This is a genomic window from Winogradskyella eckloniae (genome assembly GCF_013249045.1).
In the GTDB taxonomy this organism is placed as follows: Bacteria; Bacteroidota; Bacteroidia; order Flavobacteriales; family Flavobacteriaceae; genus Winogradskyella; species Winogradskyella eckloniae.
On the sequence record NZ_JABRWP010000004.1, the window covers coordinates 48,991 to 74,808 of the forward strand.

A 25,818-nucleotide genomic window follows, 5' to 3' on the forward strand; every position below is an offset into this window, starting at 1 on the left:
GGTTGTACATATGAAAGCAACCTACCACCAATATAATTTAGAGTTTAAACGACCAAGCGGAACATCGCGAGGTGTAATGACTACCAAAGAAACATGGTTTATAGTTTTAGAACAAAACGGCAAAACAGGTGTAGGCGAGTGTGGTATTTTAAGAGGTTTATCTATTGATGATAGGCCAGATTATGAAACTACTTTAAAATGGACATGCACTAACATTGCTTTAGGTTTAGACACACTTTTAAAGAAACTTATCGAATTCCCAAGTATTCAATTTGGACTAGAAACTGCTTTTAAATCTTTAGAACATGATGATCAGTTTAATTTATTTCCTTCAGATTTTACAAAAGGAAAAGACGCAATTCCTATAAACGGATTAGTTTGGATGGGAAATGAAGATTTTATGCGATCTCAGGTCAAAGAAAAAATTGAAGCTGGTTTTGGTTGTATTAAATTAAAAATTGGAGCCATAGATTTTCAAACAGAATTAGATATTTTAAAATCGATTCGAAAAGAGTTTTCTGTTAAAGACATAGAATTGCGCGTAGATGCCAATGGTGCATTTTCAGCCAATGATGCTTTAGAGAAACTAAAACAACTTTCAGAATACAAATTACATTCCATAGAACAACCTATAAAACCTAGGCAATATGAGGCCATGGCAAAACTTTGTGAAGATACACCTTTGCCAATTGCCTTAGATGAAGAATTAATAGGTGTTTTTAAAAAAGAAGAGAAGCAAAACGTTTTGCAGACCATTAAGCCACAGTACATTATTCTTAAACCGAGTTTAGTTGGTGGATTTTCTGGTAGTAAAGCGTGGATAGATTTAGTTGAAAATTTAAACATAGATTGGTGGATTACAAGTGCCTTAGAAAGTAATGTAGGTTTAAATGCTATTTCGCAATGGACATATATACTACAAAATAAAAGGCCACAAGGCTTAGGAACAGGAAGTTTATTTACTAATAATTTTTCTTCGCCATTAATGGTAAAAAATGGTAATTTGCACTATGATATTAATCAACATTGGAAATTTAAATTATAAATATGAATTATATACAACAAGCCTATAAAGGTCATCGTGATCTTTGGATGTTTTTACTCACCACTTTTTTAGTTGCCGGAATTTTTATCGCTAATTTTATCTATTATTTAATAGCAGATCCTAAAGATTTAGAAGCTGCAATGGATGCGATGAAAAATTGGGGATTACCTGCAAATGTAACCTTGGCTATTAATTTAATTCCGTTTGCCTTTTTATTATTGCTATTGTTTGTTTTTGTAAAATTTGTTCACCAAAGGAGCATACTGTCTTTAACTACAACGCGTCTTAAGGTAGATTTTAAACGCATCTTATTTTCGTTTTTGTTAATTACAATGTATACAGTAATTTCTTTTTTTATAATGTATGCAATAGATTCTTCTAACGTTGTATTTCAGTTTAATCCAGTAAAATTTGCAATATTATTTATAATCAGTATCATATTATTTCCATTTCAAATTGGCTTAGAAGAATATTTATTTAGAGGTTATTTAATGCAACACTTAGGTGTGCTCGTTAAAAATAAATGGTTTCCTCTGCTTTTTACATCAGTTTTATTTGGCTTAGCGCATAGTGCTAATCCAGAAGTTGGTGCTATAGGCTTTTGGCAAATGATGATTTTTTATGTTGGTACAGGACTATTACTTGGCATAATGACACTAATGGATGAAGGCTTAGAATTAGCTTTAGGGTTTCATTTAGGTAATAATTTAATTGCATCTTTATTGGTCACAGCAGATTGGACCGCATTACAAACCGATGCTCTTTTTAAAGATACGTCAGAACCAGAATTAGGATCAGTTGCAGAAATTATTTTACCTGTTTTAATTGTCTATCCAATTATACTTCTTATTTTATCAAAAAAATATGGATGGACCAACTGGAAAGATAAATTATTCGGAAACGTAACAAAGCCACCAAAAGAAGATTATAAAATTATTGAGTAAACCTAAATAAAGAACGTTAACCTAAAACTAATTAAAGATGACACCAACTTACGATAAAGTACATAATCGTTTTAAATTTAATGGACTTCATTTTAGTCATGAAGATTTAAAAGAAGTAGCGTATAGCCTTATAAAAGAAGGTAAGGCGTATGAAAAAGTAACTGGCGATTTTTTAATAGACTGGCTTAATAATAAGGATTTTTTAATTGTTACAACATCTGGATCCACAGGATATCCAAAGCAAATAAAATTAAAAAAACAGGCAATGGTAAATTCTGCCATCGCTACTGGAAATTTCTTTGGTTTAGAACCAGGTGATAAAGCCTTACATTGTTTACCAAGTCATTTTATTGCAGGTAAAATGATGTTTGTACGTGCCTTAGTGCTAGGTTTAGAAATAGATTTTGTAGAACCTGCTGCTCAGCCCATTTTTGATTACGATAAAACGTATGACTTTTGTGCAATGATTCCGTTGCAATTAAAACATACAATTAAGTATATTGATAATATAAAAAATATAATAGTAGGTGGTTCTAAGGTTACAAAACCTTTAATTGAAAAAATTAAAGGATGTTCGTCTAAGTTTTACGAAACTTACGGAATGACAGAAACCGTAACGCACGTTGCTGTGCGATCTTTAGAGTCTAAATCAGGAAAAAAAGAACCTTACTTTTCGGCGTTACAAAATATTAATTTTGAACAAGATGATAGAAACTGCTTAGTGATTCATGCACCAAAATTGGTAAAAGAATCCTTAGTGACCAATGATTTGGTTGAGTTAATTTCTGAAACAAGTTTTAAACTGCTTGGTAGATTTGATAATGTGGTAAATTCTGGTGGTGTAAAATTGTTCCCAGAACAGATAGAAGATAAAATACAGCCTATTATTAAACAACGATTTATTTTGGTAGGCGTGGAGGATGCTACATTAGGCGAACAATTAGTTCTAATTGTAGAACAACCTAAAGAAACCGCAGAAGAAATACTTAGTGCTATTAAAACGCTTAAGACATTAGATAAGTTTGAAGTCCCTAAAAAGGTGTACACCATAGAAAGTTTCCCTGAAACAAATAACAAAAAAATACAACGAAAAAAGGCGTTAAAACTAGTATTAAAAGCCTAATTAATTCCTCTTTGTAATCTCATAATAATAAAAGACGATAAATTTAAAAATAGGTCTAAAACATAAGAAAGCCCAATGCATTTGCATTGGGCTTTCTTGTTATTTGCATGTTTTGAAGGTTATTTTCCTTCAGACAAGTTTTTCATTTCCGTTTCAACCATTTCATAGAATTGGTCTATTTTAGGCAATACAACAATACGTGTACGTCTGTTTTTTGCTCTATTCTCAGCAGTATCATTTTCTACTAATGGTACATAAGAGCTACGACCAGAAGCAATTAATTGTTGAGAGTTAACGCCTAAGCTTTCTAAAACTCTTACAATAGATGTAGCACGTTTAACACTTAAATCCCAGTTATCAATTAATGGAGGTTTGTTATAAGGTACGTTATCTGTATGAGACTCAACCATAGCTTCAAAATCTGGCTTGCTATTAATCACTTTGGCAACTTTAGCTAAGATTTCATTGGCCTTAGCAGTTACGTTATAGCTTCCACTTTGAAATAATAATTTATCTGCAATAGAAATAAATACAACACCTTTTTCTACGTTGATCTCAATATCAGGATCACTAATCCCAACGGCTTTTTTTAGACTCGTTACCACAGCAAGTGTTACACTATCCTTTTTAGTTAACGCATCTTGTAATCTCGTAATTTTTAAATCACGCTCTTTTAAGCTTTCTAACGATTTTTCCAGGTTTTCAGCACCTTTTTGAGTCAAAGTGGTTAAATTTCCTTTAGTATCAATTAAATCTTGGTTTGCCTTTCTTAAATCTGCCAATTGATCTTTCATTGTCTCTACTCTTGCATTTGCAGCAGCAACATCAGACAAACAGCTATTTAATTTTACAGTAGCTGTATTTAATAAATCTTGGGTTTCTTGATATTTTTCTTGTAATGCTAAATGCTCTTTTTTAGTCACACAAGACGCTAAAAATAACAGAGAACATGCACTTAACAACATTAGTTTTTTCATAATTTGTTTATAGTTTAAATTTTAGTTTTAACATAACAAAATTATGCAAAAGAATAGTCCGCTAAACATGGATTAACAAAAACTTTAACAGTTTTATAAACAATTAAAATACGGTTCTCTTTTTTACAAAATACAACCAAACGATTGACTTACATTGATAATATTTAGCACGTTGTGTACCTTGTTTACGTTGTTTTAATAATTGCGGTAAATTATAATAAAAAGAAAAATGAGCTTTTAAAATGGCAAATAGAAATGCCGGTTTTAGTTGAAGTAAAAATCTTAAAGCGGCAACACCATCTAGTAACATCCTGGTTACGATTCTAAAAAATACTTGAGAATCTGTATTTTTAAATAATGTAAAAAGGCTATTTCTAAAATTTAGATATGTTTTTTGCGGATTGGTATTGCTTAATGTTGCACCACCAACATGATATACCACAGAAGTACCTATATATTTGGTAATGTAGTTACTATTAAAGGCACGCCAACACAAATCTATTTCTTCCATGTGCGCAAAATAGGTTTCATCAAACCCTTCTAATGCTTTAAAAACAGAGTTTCTAATAAAAAAGCAGGCACCAGATGCCCAAAAAATATCCACGTTATCATTATACTGACCAGTATCCTCTTCTATAGAATCAAAGATTCGTCCGCGACAAAAAGGATAACCAAATTTATCTATAAAACCACCAGCAGCACCAGCATATTCAAAATGCGACTTGGCTTTATAATCTAAAATTTTAGGTTGTACAATGGCTGTGTCTTTATGTGTATTAAATTCTAAAACAATAGGTCGAAGCCAATTTTCTGTAACTTCAATATCACTGTTTAGCAAGCAAAGTAGAGGTTCGTTAACCTCTTGCAAAGCGGTATTATAGCCTTTTGCGTAACCACCATTATCTGCGTTTTTAATGATTTTAACCATAGGAAACGCTTCAGAGACATAAGCTATAGAATTATCAGTAGAGGCATTATCAGCAACATAAATCACAGCATCGTTAGAGTGTTTTAAAACAGAAGGTAAAAATTGCTCAAGCAATGCTTTTCCATTCCAGTTTAAAATAACAACAGCTAAGTCTTTTGTTTGAAGCATTTATAGAGATTTATAATCTGGAATTTCCTTTAAAAACGAATAGCGTTCTTGTTCCATATCCATTTCACAATAATAATGATTTAAACCGTTAGTTACCATTAAATACATAGCATTTAAAACAAGGTTATAACGTGCAATCTGGTCAAAAGTAGTTTGGTCAATTTTTATACTGTGCGATTTACATTCTACAATTAAAAAAATACTGCCATCAGGATTAAAAATAACGATATCATAGCGTTTTTTTAAACCATTAATAGTGAGTTCTTTCTCAACATTAATTAACGATTTTGGATAATTTTTGTCATTTATTAAAAAATGAATACAATGTTGCCTTACCCATTCTTCGGGTTGGAGAACAATGAATTTTTTCCGAATGACATCGAAAATAGAAACTTTATTTTCTGTACTTTTGAAACGGTATTCAAACTTTGGAAAGTTGAGTTCTTGAAACACTTCTTTTGTTGATTTTGTTCAAATTTAAGGACATAGTATCAATATCCAAAGTACAATTATTAAACTTGGAATTTTTAATCTTTTGGAGGACGTTAAACAGATAGTATCCGCAATAAATAAAGGCGACATTAAACCTATTTATTTTTTAATGGGTGAAGAGGCTTATTATATTGATAAGATTTCTGATTTTATTGAAAATAATGTGTTAGATGAATCTGAAAAAGGATTTAATCAAATGGTACTTTACGGTCGCGATGTTACCATTGATGAAATTGAGAGCAATGCTAAGCGTTATCCAATGATGGCTGAGCGTCAAGTAGTGATTGTAAAAGAAGCTCAAGATTTGAGCAGAACTATTGAGAAATTAGCACAGTATGCTGCAAATCCGCAACCTTCAACTGTTTTAGTGCTTAATTATAAGTATAAAAAGTTAGATAAACGTAAAGCGTTGTATAAAGCCATAAAAAAGGTTGGTGGTGTTGTTTTTGAAAGTAAAACGATGTACGAAAACCAAGTTGCGGATTGGATTAGACGTGTCCTTGCTGGTCAGAATTATAATATTTCTCCTAAAGCATCGCAAATGCTTGTTGAATTTCTAGGAACGGATTTAGGTAAAATTGATAATGAACTCAGTAAACTTAAAATTGTTTTACCAGAAGGTACTCAAATTACGCCAGATCACATTGAAGAAAATATAGGTATTAGTAAAGATTATAACAATTTTGAATTGCGTAAGGCCATTGGTGAACGTAATGTAGTAAAAGCTCACAGAATAGCTAAGTATTTTGGAGAGAACCCTAAGGATAATCCTTTTGTGTTTACAGTGTATTCGTTGTTTTCGTTTTTTTCGCAATTATTACAACTTCATGGCATGACGGATAGAAACCCAAGGAGTATTGCATCTGCAATAAAAGTGCATCCTTATTTTGTAACTGAGTACTTAGATGCTGCTAAAAATTTCCCTATGAAAAAGGTGAGTTATATCATTGGTGTGCTACGAGAATATGACGTAAAAGGTAAAGGTGTTGGTGCTAATGCTACACCTGAAGGTGACTTGCTTAAGGAATTGTTAGTGAAGATTTTAGGGTAAAATAAAAACGTCTTTTTATAAATTACTACAGTAGGTAACTATATAGGTTATTTAGCATCTCGTAATGCGTCAGCATAACTACTGCTAAAGGCACTATTTTCTAACGCTTTCGCTGCTTTTTCTATATCATAATCCGCTCTTTTAAAGGTAACTTTTATAGCGTTAGGATTAGAAGGTATTGTGTTTTGCTTCAATTCTACAATGGCATAACAAAGTCTGGAATCGCCATCTTTTGGTTTACCAACCGAACCAATATTTACAACATGCTTATAACCATTTTCATTTTTAATAACACGATGAAAGGGTTTGTGTGTATGGCCACATAAAAGTACATCTGCTTTTTGTGATTGCATCATGTCTAAAACCTCTTTTTCAGGATAATCAATAACCATATAATCGTTAATCGCTTTAACGCTACCATGAACCATTAATAGATTAAATGGTTCATGATTCGTTATAAAATTGAGTGCTAAATGTCTTGGTAAATTAATGAGGTAATCTCTATTATCATCTGTAACTATTGCACGTATTAAGCCTTTGTTTGAAGGTTTTGATTCTTGAGCAATAGGTAATAATAACGCTTCATCATGGTTGCCCATAATTGTAGGTATGTTTCGCTCTCTGATGGCATTAACGACTTCATTTGGCCAAACATTATAGCCAACCAAATCACCTAAACAATAAATGGCATCTATATTTTCCGCATCAACATCTTTAAAAAAGGCTTCTAAAGCTGGTAAATTGGCATGTATATCTGAAAAAAAAGCTATTCTCATTTACTTACAATTTTTGGTGTGTCAAAATACTTCTTTTTCAACCAAAAGGACACACGAACCAGTAAAATTAAAGCTGGTACTTCTACTAATGGTCCAATGACACCAGCAAATGCTTGTCCGGAATTTAAACCAAAAACAGCAATTGCAACGGCTATGGCTAATTCAAAATTATTTCCTGTTACAGTAAAGGCAACAGCTGTTGTTTTGTCGTATTCTGCACCTGTGGCTTTTGTGAAAAAGAAACCAATGATAAACATTAAGGTAAAATAGACTAACAAAGGAACCGCAATGATTAGAACATCCATTGGGATTTCAACAATAAGTTCGCCTTTTAAAGAAAACATGATGATAATTGTAAATAATAAGGCGATTAAAGTTAATGGCGAAACCGCTGGAATAAATTTAGTAGTGTACCATTCTTCGCCTTTTAATTTGACTAAAATAACACGACTTAAAATGCCTAAAGCAAACGGAATACCTAAATATATAGCAACACTTTCTGCAATAGTAGCAACAGAAATATCTACAATAGCACCTTCAAACCCAAAATAGGGTGGAAGTACTGTAATAAAAATCCAAGCATAAAAACTATAAGCAAAAACTTGGAATATACTGTTTAAGGCTACTAAACCTGCGCCATATTCGCTACTGCCTTCGGCCAAATCATTCCAAACTAAAACCATAGCGATACAACGTGCTAGTCCGATTAATATTAACCCAACCATATATTCTGGATAATCGCGCAAGAATATAATGGCTAGAAAGAACATTAAAACAGGACCAATAATCCAGTTGAGAATTAATGAAATTGATAAGATTTTTGTATTTCGAAAAACCTTTGGTAGCAACGCAAAATTTACTTTCGCCAGAGGTGGATACATCATAACAATTAGCCCAATGGCAATAGGAATATTGGTGCTTCCACTACTAAAAGAATTTACAATTTCTGGAAATGAAGGGAAAAAATAACCAATTCCGACACCAATAGCCATTGCAGCGAATATCCAAACCGTTAAATAACTATCTAAAAAACTTAATTTCTTTTTCATTACTTATGCGTTGATTTGTGAAAAAATATAAAATAATTCAGAGGCAATTTGAAGACTTCTTTCCTGGTACTTTTCCGCTTGCTGTGGTGTATTATCAAAGGCTTTTGGGTCTTCAAACGTAATAGGAATACGCTTTTCGGCACCAGATACAAAAGGGCAGGTTTCGTTTGCAGAATCACAGGTCATGATCGCTGCGAATTCTGATTTTGGATTAAAGTCATCATTTAATTTCTTAGAAAAACCAATAATAGGATGCTCATTTTGATCATATTTTATACTGTAAACTGGGTTTTTACCTTTAGAAAGCGTCTTGATTTCAAAACCAGAGTTTTCTAATGTTTGCGCAACCATGGGAAAAAGCGCAGTAGCTTCAGTTCCGCCGGAATAGCAAAATACATTTTGTATGCTGAAGTAATGTGCCAAGGTTTGTGCCCAAACTTGCGATAAATGACTTCTACGTGAATTGTGCGTACAAATAAAATTGATACGTACGTCTTTTTTGTTAGTAACCTTATATTGAATAAATGCTACTAAGGGTTGTAATATTAATTTTCTTTCTTCAGAAATGGTGTCTGTGTTTAAGCTTAGTATCGCAATTTCTATTTCAGAAAACAGGTTGGATTTTGTGGTTATCATTTTAAATTATTTAAAGGTTAACAACAGTTGCCATCTGGTGTACAACAAGGTTCTTCGGTTAGATCTCTAAATTGTAATTTTGGTTTCTCTTCAGGAATTCCGCATTTATCTTTGGCTAAACAATCTGTTTGTTTGTTGGTTAGTAAGAAGTTTTTACCATCAAAATCTAACCCAAATTTACCAATAGTATCGCCTTGGTATTCTACTTCGATTTCTAAATCTTCGATGCCTAATACGTTTTCAGAAAGTTCAATGATTGATAATAATTTTTCAGGATGCAATCTGTGGTCGTAGTCATTGGCATTCCATAATTGAAAGTTAACCACCTCTTCGTTTCTAACGGTTCCTCCACAATCGATAAAGTTTTTTGTGATTTTTCCAACTTCAGTAACATGAAAGTGATTAGGAACTAATTCGCCATTTGGTAATTGAAACGCTATGGTTTCTAATGCTTTTAGCTTGTTTTTAATTTCTGATAGTTTCATAATATATTGTATTTGTTTATTGCAATAATGCGATTAATGAATGTAAATTTTTTTAACAGCAATTTTTATTTGAAAGGTCTTGGTCTAGAAACTGCGATATAATTGCTTTCATTTTAGTCCAATTTTCTGAGTCTATACAATAGCAAACGCTTGTACCTTCTACATTTCCTTTAATTAATCCTAAGAGTTTGAGCTCTTTTAAATGCTGTGAAATGGTGGGTTGTGCTAATCCGATTTCGCTAACCAAATCGCCACATACACAGGTATCCATTTTAAATAAATGTTGCAAAATTGCCACACGAGCAGGATGACCAAAGGCTTTGGCGATTACAGCGATTTCGTTTTGTAAATCTGTAAATATTTCCGTTTTTGCTAAACCCATAAGATTGTTTTATTTGTTCATTGCAATATTACGATGAATAAATTTTATAACAAAATATATTTATGTTTTTTGGGATAAAATTATGACAATAGGCGAGTTTACCCTTAATCTATGGTATTTATATTGATGTTTCTAAAGTGTACTTTTCCTGTGGCTTTAGCTTGTAGACCTATATAGCCTTCCGTTAGCGTATGGTCAATAGCATCAATAACTAGTATGTTATTTATCCATATTTGAATATGCTCATCTCTTGCTGTTATTCTGTAGGTGTTCCATTTATTTATCGTTTCTACCTTTGCTAAAGTTTCTGTTCTTCCTACTATAGCACCAGTTCTATTGGATTGATCTGGATGTAAGTCCCAAATGTTTATTTCATAACAATTCTTAGGATTCATATCCTCATTGTGGCATCGTATAAAAATGCCAGAGTTTATAGTGCTATCTGGTTTAAATTCTAACGTTAAATCAAAATTTTTAAACTTTTCTTTTGTGATAACGTAACCTTCGGCATCAATTATTTTACCAATGAGTTCGTTGTTAGAAAAATGCCAACAGTCATTACCATAAGCTTTCCAATCGGTTCCATTTTCTTGAAACAGTTTGTGGTCCGTTGGTCGACAAGAAGCTACAAAGAATAAAATTAGTGCTGCTATTAGTAGATATTTTTCCTTGTTTTTTATTATGTTCATAAGTTTCATTTAAGCTTCTTTCCAAAGTTTTTGAATTATTTTTAAATCTGATTTCATGGCATCGAAAACCACTTTTTTATCCACTTTAATTTCGCTACGTCCTTTTTCTGCGCCTCCTAAAGGGTATTCGAGATGTAAGGATGTTGGTGGATTTAATCCATAAGATTTTAATAGTTTAAAATAGGTTTTAAAGTCTACCATACCTTCTCCAATGGGTACATTTATTACTTTGTATTTTCCATCAACTTTTGCCCATTTATAATCTTTTAAAACAATGGTTTGTATCTTATCATTAAGAAGTTTTAATCCGTTCTCCCAAGATAATCCACCATCTACCATAGCATGACGAATATCGTATTGAACACCAAAATAGTTTAAGTCTACGCTATTTAATAGTTGATTTATTTCCCAATACGATGCGCCAACTTTAGTGCCTGCATGGTTTTGATAACAACCTATTATATTGTGTTGTTTGTTAATGTCTCCTAGATGTTTTATCTGTTCTTGGTAGATTTCTATGGATTCTTCCATGGTTAATTCTTCGTGGTATTTATACCAATTCATTCTGTAGAATTGCACATCTTGTTCGGCAGCTGTTTTTATAATATCCAAGTCGTAAACATTATTAATATCTGTAATTGCTGTGGTCATCATTTTACAAGAAGAACCTACAGATTTAATGTCTTTAATGGCTTTTGGTAAGTCAGTAAGTGCATTTTCTGGTAAAACATGCCCTTTGGGTCTCACAGTTAAGTCTAGTCCATTAAAGCCTATATCTGCAGCAACTTCGGCTGCTTCTTTGATATCTAAAAACTGCAAATGTTTTGAGAATAGATGAATATCTAATGGCTTAACATCTGTAATTCCGTTAGACATATCCATTAACAATGGAGCAAAAGGCATTGCAGCGACTGTAATTCCGGTTTTTTTAATAAATTGTCTTCGAGATAAATTCATGTATTAAAATATTAGTATCCAACCATAATAAATGGCAAGAAGAGACAGAAATAAAATGCCGATATAAGTTAACCATTGTAAGCCTCTTTTTGGTTTATGTTCTATAGGTACTTCATTACTCATTACGTTTTTTAAATTCATATAACCAACAATAGGTGCAAGAACAAAGGATGTTGCAGTGGCTACGGCTAAGATTAATCCCATATTGGCACCAAGAGCATAGAGCACAATAATGCTCATCACAGCTATAATGATGATACCAGATGCATAGTATTTTCGGCCTTTAAATTTTTCGTGTTCGCCAACTAACAAACCAATAATATCTACACTGACTCTTGCAATAGCATCATGTTGCGTTAAACAGGTGCTATACATGGTCGCAAAGGCTGAAATAGCGATAAAGACATATGCCCAATTGCCAATATGGCTAGAAAATAGGTTAATTACTTGGTCTGCAAAGATGGTTGCGTTTCCGCTTAATTCTGTGCCAGATCCAAATAGTGTCATACAACCTATAATTAAAAAGAAAATAGCTAAAACTGCTGTTAAAATATAACCTAAATTAAATTCTTGCAACGCTTCTTTTAAAGGCGGTTTTTTGTGGTCTACTTTATATTTTTCAGCACTCCAAAGACTCAGCCAGCTACTGCCTTCAACCGCTGTTGGCATCCAGCCAATTAATACAATTAAAAATAAAATACCTGTTTCGTTAAAGATTTCTGGAGCATTAAAATTAGCAATAGGAGAGATTTGTCCTTTGTTTATTACAAGTACAGTGGTTACTAATAAAGCACCAAATAAAATCGGTATTAAGAACTTCAGTGTGGTTTCTAGTAACTTATATTTTCCAATGATTAAAATGATACTATTAAAAACAAACAAACCTAAAGCTACTGTGGTTATGGCAACATCATGAATGCCTAAAATATTAATAAGTAGACCTGCAGCAATAGAACATAATGCAGCAGGACTAGCAATACTTGTCGCTAACGTAATAAAGGCATATAACCATAAATAGCCTTTTCCTCGATTACTGTAACCTTCAATTATACTTTTACCAGTAACGTTGGTATATCGAATACCAAATTCAAAAAATGGATATTTTAATAGGTTCGCCAAAATAATTGGAATAACCATGATCCAACCATATTGAGCGCCTGCTTTTGTAGAAAGTACCAAATGCGATGTTCCGATTGCCATACTAGCAAACAAAAGACCAGGACCAAGATTTTTGAGTAGTGTTTTAAATTTTTGCATGATGTCTATGATTTTTAATACAAAATTTCTAGTTTTTGTTGGTCTTCAACTTTAATTGCTCCCGAATTAATAAGCGTGTTATTTTTATGATGGTTATTCTTTTCGCCCCAAAGTAAGGCCACAAGTTTTACCTGATTATCCTTAAATGTATTATCAGAAATATGGACATTAATGATGCCAGGTGTTTTTATCAATAGACCAGATTTTTCTGTTTTACCACAATTTGTAAATAGATTATTTGAAAGCGTTAAGACACCACCAATAGTAGATTCATCATAACCACCTCTGTAAAAATGAATAAGATTTTGGTTGATAGTATTGAATTCACAATTATTGAAAGTAACCATTTCTGCATTGTAATCGCCTTTTTCATCAGCTGCCAAAACAAAGCCATTTTCACTATTTTTAATAATGGTTTTGTTGAAGTTGATGCTATCCGCAAAAGACCCTTTTGAAGCTTTTAAAATGTAGTTGAAATTGTCAATAATACAATCGTCGATAAATAGATTATATGCTGAAGCCATATTTTCAGCAAGAGGCGCAAATGCGAGTTGATTACCTTGTCCTGTTATACTAATATTTTGAAGTTTAAGATATCCTTTTGGATGCATTTCAAACAATGGAGTGTGCTCTTTTCCTGTATAGATAATTTCAACATTGTTTTCTTTGTTAGCGCGAAGGGTTATGTCTTTGTCAATTTTAAGAGATGTGCTTACTGAATATTCAGTGTCAATGAGCTCAATAATATCGCCTGATTGAGCTTGAAGCATTAATTTTGAAAGCTCGCCAGATTTCGATGATGCCTTAAGAATATTAGGTTCAGTAGTTTCTTTTTCAGTTGAAAACCAATCTGGTCCATATTGACTTTTATCAATTTTAAAGTTTTCAGCGGCAGCTAATTGATTAATTGCACCAACTTTATTGTTGTCATTTCGAGATGCACCAAATAAGTCATTTTTAATTCTTACAAAATCATAACCATTAAATACGCTGTCTAAAGCTTCGTTATTAGAAGTTTCAGGTGCATATAACCACTCATTGATTTTCTTCATTTTTATCATTTCATTTTGAAATACATTAAATTCTGAAAAAACACTTTCATTATTGTCTAAAATGTTATTCTTAAACAGGATTCCACTTATATCATCATGATTAACCAAAGGTGTTTTGTCGGATTTTGTATTGTAAATAAGGTTATTGGCAATAGTTGTTCTGATAGGAGGCGCAGAACGAATCTCATTTTTAGGCAAAACATCTGCACTCGCTATGTTTTGACCAACTCCAATTTGAAATGGCGATTTACAATCTACCCAAGTATTATAGGCTACCACCACATCTACCACTTGTTTATAGCGATTTAAAGGCGTCATAGGAATACCATTCATTATCGCAAGTGGACTTCTAAATTGTTCGCCTCGTATTTTGTAGAAATAATTATTGGTAATCCAATGACCAGTATTTACAGCTCTTATGCCTCCATAAAAATCAGAATCGTCGCCACCAATAAAAATGTTAGCATCTACAGTAGCATAATTGCTGTGTCTTAACACTAATGAACCTTCGCATTTATAGAAGATATTGTTGGTAAATGCATTGTAATTTGTTTTATCTGATATGATTTCAACTTCGCCATTACAAGCGTCAAAATAATTATGAGATACGTTAACGTAACCTGGTGTAAATCTTGTTTTACTGTCGCCAACCCTTATAGTTTCTGCTCTTGGACCACCTTTTCTTGGTCGTGGACCAAAATAATTATTCACAATTTGATGATGATTATTAATATGTTCATTGCCTGTAAAAAAGACTCTAACCGTTTCGCCATCATTAGACTTCCCAGAAATATAACAGTGGTCTAATTGATTGTGCTTGCCATAAAACTCTACCCAACGGTCGTTTGTGGAACGGTTTGGTTTTGTAAAACCATCAATCACTGTATTTGTAATTCTGCTGTGGTTGGCAATGCTATCCTTATTTATCATGTATTTTATGATAGAACTTTTTGGAGAATAGCCATTTCTAAAATATAAACCTTCCACATTAAGATGCGTGCCACCTAAATGCAAAAATGATTGCCCTTCAATAAATACTTCGCCTGGTGTTTCAGCCTTTAGCGTAATAGGAGCGTCTTCAGTGCCTAAGCCATAGAATTTTATTTGAGCATTTTGCCAAATGCCATTAGCTAAAATAATATTAGATCCAGGTTGTGCTTGTTTTATAGCATTTTGAAGCTCTATTGTGTTTTTAACTAAAACATCATCATGGACTTGCAGTTTTTCATTACACGAAAAAAATATAAGTGTTGTTAGGGTAATTATTATTTTATAGCTCATTTTAGGTGTTGTTAGATAAGGTATGTAGAGATTTACCTGTGTTTTTTATATTGTCATCGTCCCATCCAGCCACCATCTACAGTGAGGATACTGCCATTCATATAATTTGATGCTTCTGAGCATAAAAAGACTATTGGTCCTGCGAAATCTTCAGGTCTTCCCCAACGTGCAGCAGGAATTCTAGAGAGAATAGACTCTGAACGTTCCTGGTTTTTTCGTAATGCTTCTGTGTTGTCAGTACTTATATATCCTGGCGCAATGGCATTAACATTAATGCCTTTTGATGCCCATTCGTTAGAGAAAGCCATGGTCATTTGGCCAATAGCGCCTTTGCTGGCTGCATATCCTGGCACTGTAATTCCGCCTTGAAATGTTAATAATGAGGCCGTGAAAACAATTTTACCGGCTTGTCTTTTAATCATGTCTTTGCCTATTTCTCTTGTGAGAATAAATTGGGCTGTTTGGTTAACTTCAACAACATGGTCCCAAAGTTCGTCGCTATGCTCAGCTGCAGGCGCACGTTTTATAGTACCTGCATTGTTGACCAATATATCTATAACAGGAAAATCGTCTTTTACCGTTGTTATAAACGTATAAAGTGCTTTTCGGTCGCTAAAATCACAGGTGTACGCTTTAAATGTTCTACCGCGTTTTGTGATTTCTTTTTCTACATCACTTCCCGATTCTTCTAAAGAGGCGCTAACGCCTATGATATCGGCTCCTGCATCTGCTAATGCAATTGCCATAGCTTTTCCGATACCGCGTTTACATCCTGTCACTAATGCGATTTTGCCGTTTAGTTGAAACTTATTGAGTATACTCATATAACTATTGTTGTTTTTGTAATGGAATTGTTAAGTTATTGTTGATATTGAGTTTTTTATTCATAAAAACCATTCAGTTTTTAAAAATACGAGGTAAATTATAATAATAGTCTAAGAATTTCTAATTTTTAAATGTATGGCATAAAAAAAGAGGGCATTTGCCCTCTTTTTTTTTTAGTGTTAGAATACTATTCTTATTCAGCACTTTCTTCCATAGTGTGATATACGTTTTGTACATCATCATCTTCTTCAAGCTTTTCTAATAGTTTTTCTACGTCTTCAGCTTGTTCTGGTGTGATTTTCTTTGTAACCTGTGGGATACGGTCAAAACCAGAAGAAATTATTTCAATATTATTAGCTTCTAAATACGATTGAATGTCTCCAAAGCTTTCAAAAGGTGCATAAATCATGACGCATTTTTGCTCTTCACCATTTTCATCTTCATCAGTATCTGCAAAAATTTCGTCAACACCAAAGTCAATTAATTCCAATTCTAATTCTTCTAAATCAAAATCTTTGTCTTCAATTTTAAAATTACAAGTATGGTCAAACATAAATACAACCGAACCAGAAGTGCCTAAACTGCCGTCTGTTTTATTAAAATAAGATCTTACATTGGCTACTGTACGTGTATTATTATCGGTTGCAGTTTCTACTAAAACAGCAATACCATGTTGTGCATAACCTTCAAAAAGAACAATTTTATAATCGCCTTGTCCTTTTTCACTTGCCTTTTTAATGGCGCGTTCTACATTGGCTTTCGGCATATTTACCGACTTTGCATTTTGCATAACAGCTCTTAAACGTGCGTTACTACCAGGATCAGGACCGCCTTCTTTTACAGCCATTACAATGTCTTTACCTATACGCGTAAAGGCTTTGCTCATGGCAGACCAACGTTTCATTTTTCTTGCTTTTCTAAATTCAAAAGCTCTTCCCATAGTAAAAAAGTTATAAATTGTTATGTAAATAAAGTGCCCATTTTAAGGCGAAAACAAATTTAAGAAAATATTGAAAATCTTAAAGTATGATTATTGGTAAATGTGAATTTTATTTGGTTGCTGGTTGCTGGTTGCTGGTTGATGGTTGATGGTTGAAAAAAGAGAGTAGAGAAGAAAGAGAATAGAAAAAAGAAGAATTAATTGAAAAAAGAAAAGAGAATAGTTGGCTAATTGAAACTAATTGAAAAAAAGAAAATCAGAAATTCAATAACTTTAAAACATTACAACCTTAAAAACTTTCAACTAAAAATACTTATTCCTCTTCCTCAACAATCGCTTCTATGGCTTCAGCAAGTTTAAAATCTTTTATGGTTACACCATCTTCATCGTGTGTGGATAGTGAGATTTTCAAAACATTATAGGTGTTGCTCCAATTAGGATGATGATTTAAAGCTTCGCACTCAAACGCAATACGACTCATAGCACTAAAACAATCTTTAAAATTATCGAATTCATATTCTGTGTGAATGGCATTGTCGTAATAATCCCATTCAGGAAGGTGTAATAATTTCTTTTCAATTGTTTCGTCGTCTAATTTCATACGTTTGTTTTTATTAAAGTTACTATAATTTTTATTATCGAAATAGGAAAAACTGCCGTTTTGACTAAAAATTATTTTATTAATTCTTCAATAACAGCATCACTTGTAATTTGAAGATGTTTTGGTAACAAGTTAAATTTGGGTAAAACCGCTAAATAACGGTCTTCATTTGTTGTAAAGACCTGCTTAGTTAGTACTTTTTTATCTGTAATAAGTGTTAGAATTTCCTTTATAAAATCATCATGATGCACTAAATCTGTACTGCCAAGATGAAAAACACCATGTTTATTTCTGTTGATGATATAATGAATTTGTTGGGTCATTTTTTTGTCTAACGTCACATTCATTATTAAGTTAGGAAACACCTCTACAGCTTCCTTTTCTTTTATAGCTTGTTTTAGTTCATCTAATCGTGGTGAAGCAGGACCAAATACCATTGGAAGTCTAATTATCGCGACTTGCTTTTTGGGCATTCTTAATAATAAATTTTCAATCTTTATTTTAAAATGTCCGTAAACACTATGGCTTAAAGTTTTGTCTAATTCGTAGCTAGGATACTGACTGTAAGCGTCAAAAACATTAGCTGAGGATAAAAATATGAGTTTACACTTATTGTTTAAAACATATTCTGCAATATGTTGATGCGCAATCACTTGTGCGTTAAAATTTCCACGAAGCGCAGAAATGATTATAGAAGGTTTTGTGGCTTCAAGAATTTCGTAAACATCATCTTCTTCAACATTATATTGAAAGAATTGTTTGTTCTTTTCAAACTCTTTTTTAGGGATTCTGTACGTGCCAAAGGTTCTAAAATAAGGTCCTAATTCTTTGTAAATGGCATTGCCAATATAGCCACTGGCTCCAAGTATTAGAATGCGATGTTTTTGCGCTGCTTCCTTCTTCATTAATCACACAACAATCTAACAGGTTAACCTTTAAAAAACGGCAATTTTACAACCGTTGCAGGTATGGCTTTTTTACGTACTTGGATATGTATTTTGCTGTCTACTTTTGAGAATACTTTGGGTACATAACCTAAACCAATACCAATACCTAAACTCGGACTCATGGTACCAGAAGTTACATTTCCAATAGTTTTTCCGCTACTATCTACAATATCATAACCTTGGCGAGGAATGCCACGTTCGTCTAATTTAAAAGCAACTAATTTACGTTCTGGTGTACGTTCTTTTTCTGCTTGTAAAGCGTCGCTATTTGTAAAGTCTTTATTGAATTTGCAAACCCAACCTAAACCAGCTTCAATTGGCGACGTTGTATCATCAATATCATTACCATATAAGCAATAACCCATTTCTAAACGCAAGGTGTCTCTAGCAGCTAAACCAATAGGCTTAATTCCGAAATCTGCACCAGCTTCAAGGACTTTATCCCAAATTTGTTTTACTTCAGAATTTTTGCAATAAATTTCAAATCCGCCACTTCCTGTATAACCAGTAGCCGAAATAATTACATGCTCAATACCTGCAAAATCGCCAACAATAAAGTTGTAGAATTTAATCTCTGATAAATCATGGCTAGATAAAGATTGCATGGCTTCAATAGCTTTTGGTCCTTGGATGGCTAATAAGGAATAATCTTCACTTAAGTCGCGCATCGTAGCGCCAACATCGTTTTTAGACGAAATCCAGTTCCAATCTTTTTCAATATTACTAGCGTTTACTACTAATAAATAGGTTTCGTCTTTAATTTTATAAATAATTAAATCGTCTACAATGCCGCCATCATCATTCGGTAAACAGCTATACTGTGCTTTTCCGATGTCTAATTTAGAAGCGTCGTTACTAGATACTTTCTGTATTAAGGCTAAAGCATTAGGGCCTTCAATTAAAAATTCGCCCATATGAGAGACATCAAAAACACCAACAGCTTTTCTAACCGTTTCGTGTTCAGCGTTTACACCTTCATATTGAACTGGCATATTATAACCAGCAAAAGGAACCATTTTTGCACCAAGTGCTTGGTGTGTAGAAGATAATGCAGTGTCTTTCATTTGTGTTGAATTTTCTTTTAATAAGGCACAAAATTAAGCAAATTTTATGGCTTATAATTCTTAATCTATATCAAAATAAATAAATTAAAAAACCACCCAGAAGAGCTGGTTTTATTTATATTTTATGGGTTTAGTATTAAAATTGATACCTTAGACTTAAAGCAACATCGAATCCTAAATTGTCATTTAAAGCATCTCCGAAATTAATTTCTGGTCTAAAATCTAAAGAAATTAAAAGTGGAACATCAAAGTTGTATTCAATACCAACATCTCCTGCAGCAAACAAAAAGGTGCTTCCTGCTGAGCCTAATCCACCACCAGCACCAGCATACCAGTTAATTCTATCTTCTATAGGCCAAAGCCATTGGTAAATTCCGGCAAGTTTAAAACCGTCTTCATTGCTGTAGTTTCGCCAACCTAAATCAACTTCTAATCTATTGTTACTGCCAAGTGCATGTTGGTAACTGATTTCAGTACCAAATCCATCACTGTCTCCAATTCTAAGTCCTATGGCATTGTCTGCAATGTCTTGTGCGCTCACTAAAGTTGTAAATGCTATAAATATTGTGCTTAATAAAAATAATTTCTTCATATATAATTTTACTTTTAAATTGTTAGTTTTAGCAATTGTAAAATCGCTTTTCTTCATAACGCCAAAATTATGCCAAAATTGAATGATTAGCCTTTTTTTTAGGACAATTTTATAACTTAAATGCATCCATTGTTAACGCATATGCTAAATAAAAACCATAAGATACTACAAGCCTTAAAATCACAGTTGGATGGTGAGTTGTATGTTGATGATTTATCACGAAAACTATATGCAACAGATGCTTCTGTTTACAGAAAATTGCCGCTTGCGGTTGCCTTGCCAAAAACTAAAAAGGACATAACATTACTAATTAATTTTGCTAAGCAAAATAACACATCATTAATTCCTAGAACAGCAGGTACTTCTTTGGCAGGTCAGTGTGTTGGTGAAGGTATTGTGGTTGATGTGTCTAAATATTTTACACGAATTTTAGATGTTAATGAAGCCAATAAAACCGTTACAGTACAACCAGGTGTTGTAAGAGATGAGTTGAATAATTATCTTAAACCTTTCGGCTTATTTTTTGGGCCGAATACGTCTACCTCTAATCGTTGTATGATTGGCGGAATGGTTGGAAATAATTCGTCTGGAACCACATCCATTCAGTATGGTGTAACTAGAGATAAAGTGATTCGCCTTAAAACCATTTTGAGCGATGGAAGTGAAGTGGAGTTTTCAGATTTGACACCTGAAGAATTTCATCAAAAAACCAAATTAAACACGCTTGAAGGTCATATTTATAAAACCATATTTGAAACGTTAGAACCTGAAGCTATTCAGAATCAAATAAAAGATAATTTCCCTAAACCAACCATACATAGAAGAAATACAGGTTATGCTATAGATGAATTAATTAAGTCTGATGTTTTTTCAACGTCAACTTCAATTTCAGGTTCAACTTCAACTTCAAATTCAAGTTCAAGTTTTAACATGTGTAAATTATTAGCTGGAAGTGAAGGCACATTGGCGTTTACAACAGAAATTACATTACAGTTAGACGATTTGCCACCAAGTAAAAATGCGATGGTTGCGCTTCATTTTGATAGTATTGAACGCTGTATGAAGTCTGTTTCTCATGTGATGAATCACAATTTACATGCATGTGAGATGATGGATGATTCTATTTTGAATCTAACAAAGCACAATAAAACGCAACAACAAAACAGAACGTTTATAGAAGGAAATCCTGTTGCAATTTTAATGTGTGAGTTAAGTGCGCATTCGTCTAAGTTACTTGAACTTGAAATAGATGCATTTTTGCAAACCGTTTCGCATTTAAATCTGAGTTACGCGCAACCTGTTTTAAGAGGAGCAGATATCAATAAGGCTTTTGAATTACGGAAAGCAGGTTTAGGTTTACTAGGTAACATTATTGGCGATAAAAAGGCTGTGGCTTGTATTGAAGATACAGCTGTAGCGCTTGAAGATTTGGAAGATTATATTTCAGAATTTACAGCGTTAATGACAACGTTTAACCAAAACGCTGTTTATTATGCACATGCTGGTGCAGGTGAGTTGCATTTAAGACCCATTTTAGATTTAAAACAGAAGGAAGACGTTCAGCTATTTAGAGAAATTACAACTGCTGTAGCTCAACTTGTCAAGAAATACAATGGTTCTATGTCTGGCGAACATGGCGACGGCATTGTGAGAGCAGAATTTATTCCAATGATGATTGGTGCTTCCAATTATGAAATATTAAAGCAAATAAAATTCGCCTTTGATGCAAATAACATTTTTAATCCTCATAAAATAGTAGATGCTTATCCAATGGATGAGAATTTGCGTTATGAGCCTAATAGGGAAGAGCCTCAAATAGAAACCTTATTAGATTTCTCAAGTTCTGAAGGTATTTTGCGTGAAGCAGAAAAATGTAATGGCTCTGGCGATTGTAGAAAATTACCAGAATTTGGTGGCACGATGTGTCCGAGTTATAGAGCTACAAAAGATGAAAAAGATACCACACGTGCACGCGCAAATGCATTACGTGAATTTTTAACGAATTCAGAGAAACCGAACAAGTTTAATCATGACGCATTAAAGGATGTTTTCGATTTGTGTTTGAGTTGTAAAGCGTGTTCAAGCGAATGTCCAAGTAGTGTTAATGTCGCTGCTTTAAAAGCCGAATTTCAATACCAATATCAGCGCGCTAATGGTGTGCCTTTTAGAACAAAATTGTTTGCTTATAACAACAAAATTAATGCGTTTGCGAGTAGAATTCCGAAGCTAACAAATTTTATGTTTTCTAACGGATTTACAAGTTCAATTATAAAGTCGGTTGGAGGTATTGCCAAAGAACGCAGTTTGCCTTTGATTTCTAATAAAAGTTTAGGTGAAGAGTTTCAATTAGTTAAAAATAAAATAGTTAAAGAAAATTATGTTAAAGAGGTGTTTCTTTTTAATGATGAATTTACGAATCATTTAGATACAGAAATTGGTGTAGATGCCATTGCGCTTTTAAATCGTTTAAATTATAAAGTTTCTATCATTTCTCATGCTGAATCTGGTAGAGCAATGCTCTCAAAAGGTTTGGTTGCTGAAGCTAAAAAAATGGCGAATGAAAACATCTTAAAATTCAAAGATTTAATAACGGAAAACACACCTTTAATTGGTGTTGAGCCTTCAGCGATTTTATCCTTTAAAGATGAATATTTAAAACTAGCAGATGATAAAGATTCGGCAAAATCAATAGCAAAAAATACGTTTTTGATTGAAGAGTTTATTCAGCAAGAAATTGAATTAGGAAACATAAAACCAGAACAATTTACAAAAGAATCAAAGACCATTAAATTTCACGGTCATTGTCATCAAAAGGCTTTGGCAAATCAAAAATCTAGTTTTGATGTATTGAATTTACCTGAAAACTATAAAGTAACAATTATACCAAGTGGTTGTTGTGGAATGGCAGGAAGTTTTGGATACGAGAAAGAACATTACGAAGTAAGTATGCAAATAGGAGAACAAACCTTATTTCCGGCTGTGCGAAAAGCTTCAGAAGATATTGTGATTTCAGCGAATGGAACAAGTTGTAGACATCAAATAAAGGATGGCACAGGACGTTTAGCAATACATCCTATTTCTATACTTAAGGAAGCATTGCTTTAATTAATCTTTATTTTTTTTCTTATTTTTTTCCTTGTTTTTCTTAGACTTAGATTTAGGCTGTTCAACAATAGTAATTGCAGCAATTAGCTCTTTAAAATCCATATCTTTAATGTCTTCATCTGTGTAGAAAGCAGCTAATTTATCTTGGTTGTAATTATAGATTTTCCAGCGTTTAAATTGGTATTCTAATGCTGTGAAATTTTCAACCCAATCTCCCGAATTTAAGTAAGTCGTTTTGCCTTTTTTGTTTTTGGTTTCAATCATTTTGGGTTGGTGAATATGGCCACAAACCACATAATCATAACCATTTTCTATGGCTAAATCTGTGGCTACCTTCTCAAAATCATTAATATATTTTACAGCGCCTTTTACGCTATTTTTTATTTTTTTAGAAAGTGAATAACGCTCTTTTCCAAGTTTATCTAACCACCAATTAACAAATCTATTTAGTAATATTAGTAAATCATAACCATAACCGCCTAATTTAGCGAGCCATTTAGCATTTTGAATTGAGATATCAAAAACGTCGCCATGAAAAAACCAAGCTCTTTTATCATCTAGATCAAGAACCAATTTATTTACAATAGAAATATTGCCAATTTGAGTATCGGTTAACTTTCTTAAAAATTCATCATGATTACCAGTGATATAGATAACTTCTGTGCCATTTGAGGCAAAATCCATAATTTTTTTTATTACCGATAAATGTGATTTAGGAAAGTATCGTTTTTTAAACTGCCAGATATCAACAATATCGCCATTAAGAATTAACGTTTTTGGATTAATGCTGTTTAAATATGTAAGTAACTGCTTGGCGTGACATCCATATGTGCCAAGGTGTACATCTGAAATAACAGCAATTTCTACTTGTCTTTTAATTTTCACACTACTAAATCTTTGTGTCACAAAGGACATCAATATTTATTATTTTAGTGTTATGCCATAATTATTTAACTATGAGTAAATTGTTATTTAAAAATGAACACAATGTTAAGTCAATTGTATAATATTTTAGGCAATTGACAACGGAAAAATAGATTGCTATTTTTGTTTTAATAATATAACAATTACATTAGCGTAAAATAAATAGTAATGGCAGGAAATACATTCGGAAAATTATTTAAACTTACAACATTTGGAGAATCACATGGAAAGGCAATTGGAGGCATAATAGATGGTTGTCCTGCTGGAATAACTCTAGATTTGGAAGCCATTCAAAATGAATTAGATAGAAGGAAACCTGGCCAATCAAAAATTGTAACACAACGTAAAGAACCAGATACTGTAGACTATTATTCTGGCATTTTTGAAGGTGTAACCACAGGAACACCAATCGGATTTGTAATTCATAACACCAATCAAAAATCTAAAGATTACGGTCATATTAAAGACGTTTATCGTCCTAGCCATGCAGATTATACTTATGATAAAAAGTATGGCATACGCGATTACAGAGGAGGAGGACGAAGTTCTGCGAGAGAAACCGCTTCTCGTGTGGTGGCAGGAGCTATAGCAAAACAATTTTTATCAAGTATAGAAATTAATGCATTTACATCGTCTGTTGGCGATATTTTTATAGATAAACCTTATCAAGATTTAGATTTTAGTAAAATAGAATCTAATATTATTCGCTGTCCTGATGAAGCGACAGCAAAGAAAATGATTACTAAAGTAGAAGAAATTAAAAAACAAGGTGATACTATTGGTGGTACAATAACATGTGTTATTAAAAATGTACCTGTTGGTTTAGGAGAGCCTGTGTTTGATAAATTACATGCAGAACTTGGTAAAGCGATGTTATCCATAAATGCTGTCAAAGGCTTTGAATATGGAAGTGGTTTTTGTGGCGCCAAAATGAAAGGAAGCGAGCATAATGATTTATTTAATGCAGATGGAACGACTAAAACCAATTTGTCTGGAGGCATCCAAGGTGGTATTTCTAACGGCATGGATATTTATTTTAGAGTGGCCTTTAAACCTGTTGCAACGGTAATACAAAAACAAGATGCCTTAAATAGTGCAGGTGAAATTGTAGAAATGCAAGGTAAAGGCAGACACGATCCTTGTGTTGTGCCGAGAGCTGTACCTATTGTAGAAGCCATGGCAGCTTTAGTTTTAGCAGATTATTTATTGCTAGATAGAGTAACACGACTGTAATTTCTAATTATTTGAGTTTAGAAGAGGAAAATAAAAAGAAGCGTAAAGAAATTCCATTAACTACGGAAGAATGGCTAACTTTTTTCTTTTTTCCATTTCAAAGTAAGGGTGGTTTTATGAATCCCCATGACTTTAATAAAATGGAAAATGAAAGATTTGAAAAATATGGTTTTGATAAAAAAATTGAACAAGCTACTCAGGTAAGAATATTGGGTATATTTTTCTATGTTGTAACTATCTTATTCATTATATCTATTATAAATGGATAAAATGTTTTAGTACTGAATCAAATAAT

General features: G+C 32.8%; 26 protein-coding genes. 7 read left to right on the plus strand and 19 right to left on the minus strand.

All coding sequences use genetic code 11. The features are described 5' to 3' along the window. The first annotated feature begins 10 nt into the window (after positions 1–10). The 3 genes from HNV08_RS07900 to HNV08_RS07910 are packed head-to-tail and all read left to right on the plus strand — an operon-like array spanning position 11 to position 3,112. A complete protein-coding gene (locus tag HNV08_RS07900; protein WP_173280643.1) occupies positions 11–1,045 on the plus strand; it encodes an o-succinylbenzoate synthase in 1,035 nt (344 codons plus the stop codon). A 2-nt stretch (positions 1,046–1,047) separates the two neighbouring features. After that, positions 1,048–1,989 (plus strand): CPBP family intramembrane glutamic endopeptidase, encoded by a 942-nt coding sequence (locus tag HNV08_RS07905; RefSeq protein WP_173280644.1) that lies wholly within the window; start codon positions 1,048–1,050, stop codon positions 1,987–1,989. 37 nt (positions 1,990–2,026) lie between these two features. Then, positions 2,027–3,112: an AMP-binding protein gene (locus tag HNV08_RS07910; protein ID WP_173280645.1), complete on the plus strand. Its 1,086-nt coding sequence runs from the start codon at positions 2,027–2,029 to the stop codon at positions 3,110–3,112. Positions 3,113–3,231: 119 nt separating this feature from the next. Here the strand turns inward: HNV08_RS07910 and HNV08_RS07915 are convergent, their stop codons facing one another. The 3 genes from HNV08_RS07915 to HNV08_RS07925 form a co-directional block, all read right to left on the minus strand. Then, positions 3,232–4,089 (minus strand): OmpA/MotB family protein, encoded by an 858-nt coding sequence (locus HNV08_RS07915; protein ID WP_173280646.1) that lies wholly within the window; start codon positions 4,087–4,089, stop codon positions 3,232–3,234. A 103-nt stretch (positions 4,090–4,192) separates the two neighbouring features. After that, the gene (locus tag HNV08_RS07920) at positions 4,193–5,185 is read right to left on the minus strand and encodes a glycosyltransferase family 2 protein (RefSeq protein WP_173280647.1); all 993 of its coding nucleotides are present in this window, start codon (positions 5,183–5,185) and stop codon (positions 4,193–4,195) included. Further along, positions 5,186–5,638 carry a type I restriction enzyme HsdR N-terminal domain-containing protein gene (locus tag HNV08_RS07925; protein WP_173280648.1) on the minus strand — a complete coding sequence of 151 codons (453 nt, stop codon included), beginning with the start codon at positions 5,636–5,638 and terminating at the stop codon, positions 5,186–5,188. Between the two features lie 82 nt (positions 5,639–5,720). Here HNV08_RS07925 and holA point away from each other — a divergent pair, with 82 nt between their 5' ends. Further along, positions 5,721–6,728 carry a DNA polymerase III subunit delta gene (gene holA, locus HNV08_RS07930; protein ID WP_173280649.1) on the plus strand — a complete coding sequence of 336 codons (1,008 nt, stop codon included), beginning with the start codon at positions 5,721–5,723 and terminating at the stop codon, positions 6,726–6,728. 47 nt (positions 6,729–6,775) lie between these two features. Here the strand turns inward: holA and HNV08_RS07935 are convergent, their stop codons facing one another. From HNV08_RS07935 to HNV08_RS08005, 15 genes are all read right to left on the minus strand, one after another. After that, entirely contained in the window at positions 6,776–7,504 is a 729-nt protein-coding gene (locus HNV08_RS07935; protein ID WP_173280650.1) for a metallophosphoesterase family protein, read from the minus strand. Continuing rightward, complete coding sequence (gene arsB, locus HNV08_RS07940) at positions 7,501–8,553, minus strand: ACR3 family arsenite efflux transporter (RefSeq protein WP_173280651.1); 1,053 nt, start codon at positions 8,551–8,553, stop codon at positions 7,501–7,503. Before arsB ends, HNV08_RS07935 begins: the two co-directional genes overlap by 4 nt. Before the next feature lie 3 nt (positions 8,554–8,556). After that, positions 8,557–9,189 (minus strand): arsenate-mycothiol transferase ArsC, encoded by a 633-nt coding sequence (locus HNV08_RS07945; RefSeq protein ID WP_173280652.1) that lies wholly within the window; start codon positions 9,187–9,189, stop codon positions 8,557–8,559. 17 nt (positions 9,190–9,206) lie between these two features. Continuing rightward, a complete protein-coding gene (locus HNV08_RS07950; protein WP_173280653.1) occupies positions 9,207–9,674 on the minus strand; it encodes a DUF6428 family protein in 468 nt (155 codons plus the stop codon). 52 nt (positions 9,675–9,726) lie between these two features. Beyond that, positions 9,727–10,056, minus strand: a complete 330-nt coding sequence (locus HNV08_RS07955) for an ArsR/SmtB family transcription factor (RefSeq protein WP_173280654.1) — start codon at positions 10,054–10,056, stop codon at positions 9,727–9,729. A gap of 104 nt (positions 10,057–10,160) precedes the next feature. Beyond that, positions 10,161–10,745: a 3-keto-disaccharide hydrolase gene (locus HNV08_RS07960; RefSeq protein WP_173280655.1), complete on the minus strand. Its 585-nt coding sequence runs from the start codon at positions 10,743–10,745 to the stop codon at positions 10,161–10,163. A gap of 9 nt (positions 10,746–10,754) precedes the next feature. Further along, positions 10,755–11,702 carry a sugar phosphate isomerase/epimerase family protein gene (locus HNV08_RS07965; RefSeq protein ID WP_173280656.1) on the minus strand — a complete coding sequence of 316 codons (948 nt, stop codon included), beginning with the start codon at positions 11,700–11,702 and terminating at the stop codon, positions 10,755–10,757. Between the two features lie 3 nt (positions 11,703–11,705). Further along, a complete protein-coding gene (locus HNV08_RS07970; RefSeq protein ID WP_173280657.1) occupies positions 11,706–12,959 on the minus strand; it encodes an NRAMP family divalent metal transporter in 1,254 nt (417 codons plus the stop codon). 14 nt (positions 12,960–12,973) lie between these two features. Continuing rightward, positions 12,974–15,292, minus strand: coding sequence for a chondroitinase-B domain-containing protein (locus HNV08_RS07975; RefSeq protein ID WP_173280658.1), 2,319 nt, complete (start codon positions 15,290–15,292; stop codon positions 12,974–12,976). 53 nt (positions 15,293–15,345) lie between these two features. Continuing rightward, positions 15,346–16,110 (minus strand): SDR family NAD(P)-dependent oxidoreductase, encoded by a 765-nt coding sequence (locus tag HNV08_RS07980; RefSeq protein ID WP_173281073.1) that lies wholly within the window; start codon positions 16,108–16,110, stop codon positions 15,346–15,348. 200 nt (positions 16,111–16,310) lie between these two features. Then, a complete protein-coding gene (locus HNV08_RS07985; protein ID WP_173280659.1) occupies positions 16,311–17,057 on the minus strand; it encodes a YebC/PmpR family DNA-binding transcriptional regulator in 747 nt (248 codons plus the stop codon). Between the two features lie 313 nt (positions 17,058–17,370). Next, the gene (locus HNV08_RS07990; RefSeq protein WP_173280660.1) at positions 17,371–17,658 is read right to left on the minus strand and encodes a 4a-hydroxytetrahydrobiopterin dehydratase; all 288 of its coding nucleotides are present in this window, start codon (positions 17,656–17,658) and stop codon (positions 17,371–17,373) included. 71 nt (positions 17,659–17,729) lie between these two features. Further along, the gene (locus HNV08_RS07995; RefSeq protein ID WP_173280661.1) at positions 17,730–18,563 is read right to left on the minus strand and encodes a sugar nucleotide-binding protein; all 834 of its coding nucleotides are present in this window, start codon (positions 18,561–18,563) and stop codon (positions 17,730–17,732) included. A gap of 23 nt (positions 18,564–18,586) precedes the next feature. Further along, positions 18,587–19,669 (minus strand): glycine cleavage system aminomethyltransferase GcvT, encoded by a 1,083-nt coding sequence (gene gcvT, locus HNV08_RS08000; protein ID WP_173280662.1) that lies wholly within the window; start codon positions 19,667–19,669, stop codon positions 18,587–18,589. A gap of 136 nt (positions 19,670–19,805) precedes the next feature. After that, the gene (locus tag HNV08_RS08005; RefSeq protein WP_173280663.1) at positions 19,806–20,261 is read right to left on the minus strand and encodes a hypothetical protein; all 456 of its coding nucleotides are present in this window, start codon (positions 20,259–20,261) and stop codon (positions 19,806–19,808) included. Positions 20,262–20,381: 120 nt separating this feature from the next. Between HNV08_RS08005 and HNV08_RS08010 the strand changes: the two genes are divergently transcribed. Further along, entirely contained in the window at positions 20,382–23,366 is a 2,985-nt protein-coding gene (locus tag HNV08_RS08010) for an FAD-binding and (Fe-S)-binding domain-containing protein (RefSeq protein WP_241697195.1), read from the plus strand. On the opposite strand, the gene HNV08_RS08015 is transcribed toward HNV08_RS08010, so the two are convergent. After that, entirely contained in the window at positions 23,367–24,251 is an 885-nt protein-coding gene (locus tag HNV08_RS08015; RefSeq protein WP_394353396.1) for a UDP-2,3-diacylglucosamine diphosphatase, read from the minus strand. Positions 24,252–24,458: 207 nt separating this feature from the next. Here HNV08_RS08015 and aroC point away from each other — a divergent pair, with 207 nt between their 5' ends. Both aroC and HNV08_RS08025 read left to right on the plus strand, forming a co-directional pair. Continuing rightward, positions 24,459–25,523 carry a chorismate synthase gene (gene aroC / locus HNV08_RS08020; protein ID WP_173280665.1) on the plus strand — a complete coding sequence of 355 codons (1,065 nt, stop codon included), beginning with the start codon at positions 24,459–24,461 and terminating at the stop codon, positions 25,521–25,523. A gap of 11 nt (positions 25,524–25,534) precedes the next feature. Beyond that, positions 25,535–25,792 (plus strand): hypothetical protein, encoded by a 258-nt coding sequence (locus HNV08_RS08025; RefSeq protein ID WP_173280666.1) that lies wholly within the window; start codon positions 25,535–25,537, stop codon positions 25,790–25,792. Positions 25,793–25,818 lie beyond the last annotated feature (26 nt).

What these genes read in the sequence shown, in the direction of transcription:
- HNV08_RS07945 (WP_173280652.1), bottom strand. Translation starts at nt 9,189, where the DNA reads ATGATAACCACAAAATCCAACCTGTTTTCTGAAATAGAAATTGCGATA.
- HNV08_RS07935 (WP_173280650.1), bottom strand. Translation starts at nt 7,504, where the DNA reads ATGAGAATAGCTTTTTTTTCAGATATACATGCCAATTTACCAGCTTTA.
- HNV08_RS07950 (WP_173280653.1), bottom strand. Translation starts at nt 9,674, where the DNA reads ATGAAACTATCAGAAATTAAAAACAAGCTAAAAGCATTAGAAACCATA.
- HNV08_RS07910 (WP_173280645.1), top strand. Translation starts at nt 2,027, where the DNA reads ATGACACCAACTTACGATAAAGTACATAATCGTTTTAAATTTAATGGA.
- HNV08_RS08005 (WP_173280663.1), bottom strand. Translation starts at nt 20,261, where the DNA reads ATGAAGAAATTATTTTTATTAAGCACAATATTTATAGCATTTACAACT.
- HNV08_RS07985 (WP_173280659.1), bottom strand. Translation starts at nt 17,057, where the DNA reads ATGGGAAGAGCTTTTGAATTTAGAAAAGCAAGAAAAATGAAACGTTGG.
- HNV08_RS07900 (WP_173280643.1), top strand. Translation starts at nt 11, where the DNA reads ATGAAAGCAACCTACCACCAATATAATTTAGAGTTTAAACGACCAAGC.
- HNV08_RS08010 (WP_241697195.1), top strand. Translation starts at nt 20,382, where the DNA reads ATGCATCCATTGTTAACGCATATGCTAAATAAAAACCATAAGATACTA.
- HNV08_RS07975 (WP_173280658.1), bottom strand. Translation starts at nt 15,292, where the DNA reads ATGAGCTATAAAATAATAATTACCCTAACAACACTTATATTTTTTTCG.
- arsB (WP_173280651.1), bottom strand. Translation starts at nt 8,553, where the DNA reads ATGAAAAAGAAATTAAGTTTTTTAGATAGTTATTTAACGGTTTGGATA.
- HNV08_RS07920 (WP_173280647.1), bottom strand. Translation starts at nt 5,185, where the DNA reads ATGCTTCAAACAAAAGACTTAGCTGTTGTTATTTTAAACTGGAATGGA.
- gcvT (WP_173280662.1), bottom strand. Translation starts at nt 19,669, where the DNA reads ATGAAAGACACTGCATTATCTTCTACACACCAAGCACTTGGTGCAAAA.
- HNV08_RS07955 (WP_173280654.1), bottom strand. Translation starts at nt 10,056, where the DNA reads ATGGGTTTAGCAAAAACGGAAATATTTACAGATTTACAAAACGAAATC.
- HNV08_RS07965 (WP_173280656.1), bottom strand. Translation starts at nt 11,702, where the DNA reads ATGAATTTATCTCGAAGACAATTTATTAAAAAAACCGGAATTACAGTC.
- HNV08_RS07970 (WP_173280657.1), bottom strand. Translation starts at nt 12,959, where the DNA reads ATGCAAAAATTTAAAACACTACTCAAAAATCTTGGTCCTGGTCTTTTG.
- aroC (WP_173280665.1), top strand. Translation starts at nt 24,459, where the DNA reads ATGGCAGGAAATACATTCGGAAAATTATTTAAACTTACAACATTTGGA.
- HNV08_RS07960 (WP_173280655.1), bottom strand. Translation starts at nt 10,745, where the DNA reads ATGAACATAATAAAAAACAAGGAAAAATATCTACTAATAGCAGCACTA.
- HNV08_RS07995 (WP_173280661.1), bottom strand. Translation starts at nt 18,563, where the DNA reads ATGAAGAAGGAAGCAGCGCAAAAACATCGCATTCTAATACTTGGAGCC.
- HNV08_RS07990 (WP_173280660.1), bottom strand. Translation starts at nt 17,658, where the DNA reads ATGAAATTAGACGACGAAACAATTGAAAAGAAATTATTACACCTTCCT.
- HNV08_RS07915 (WP_173280646.1), bottom strand. Translation starts at nt 4,089, where the DNA reads ATGAAAAAACTAATGTTGTTAAGTGCATGTTCTCTGTTATTTTTAGCG.
- HNV08_RS07905 (WP_173280644.1), top strand. Translation starts at nt 1,048, where the DNA reads ATGAATTATATACAACAAGCCTATAAAGGTCATCGTGATCTTTGGATG.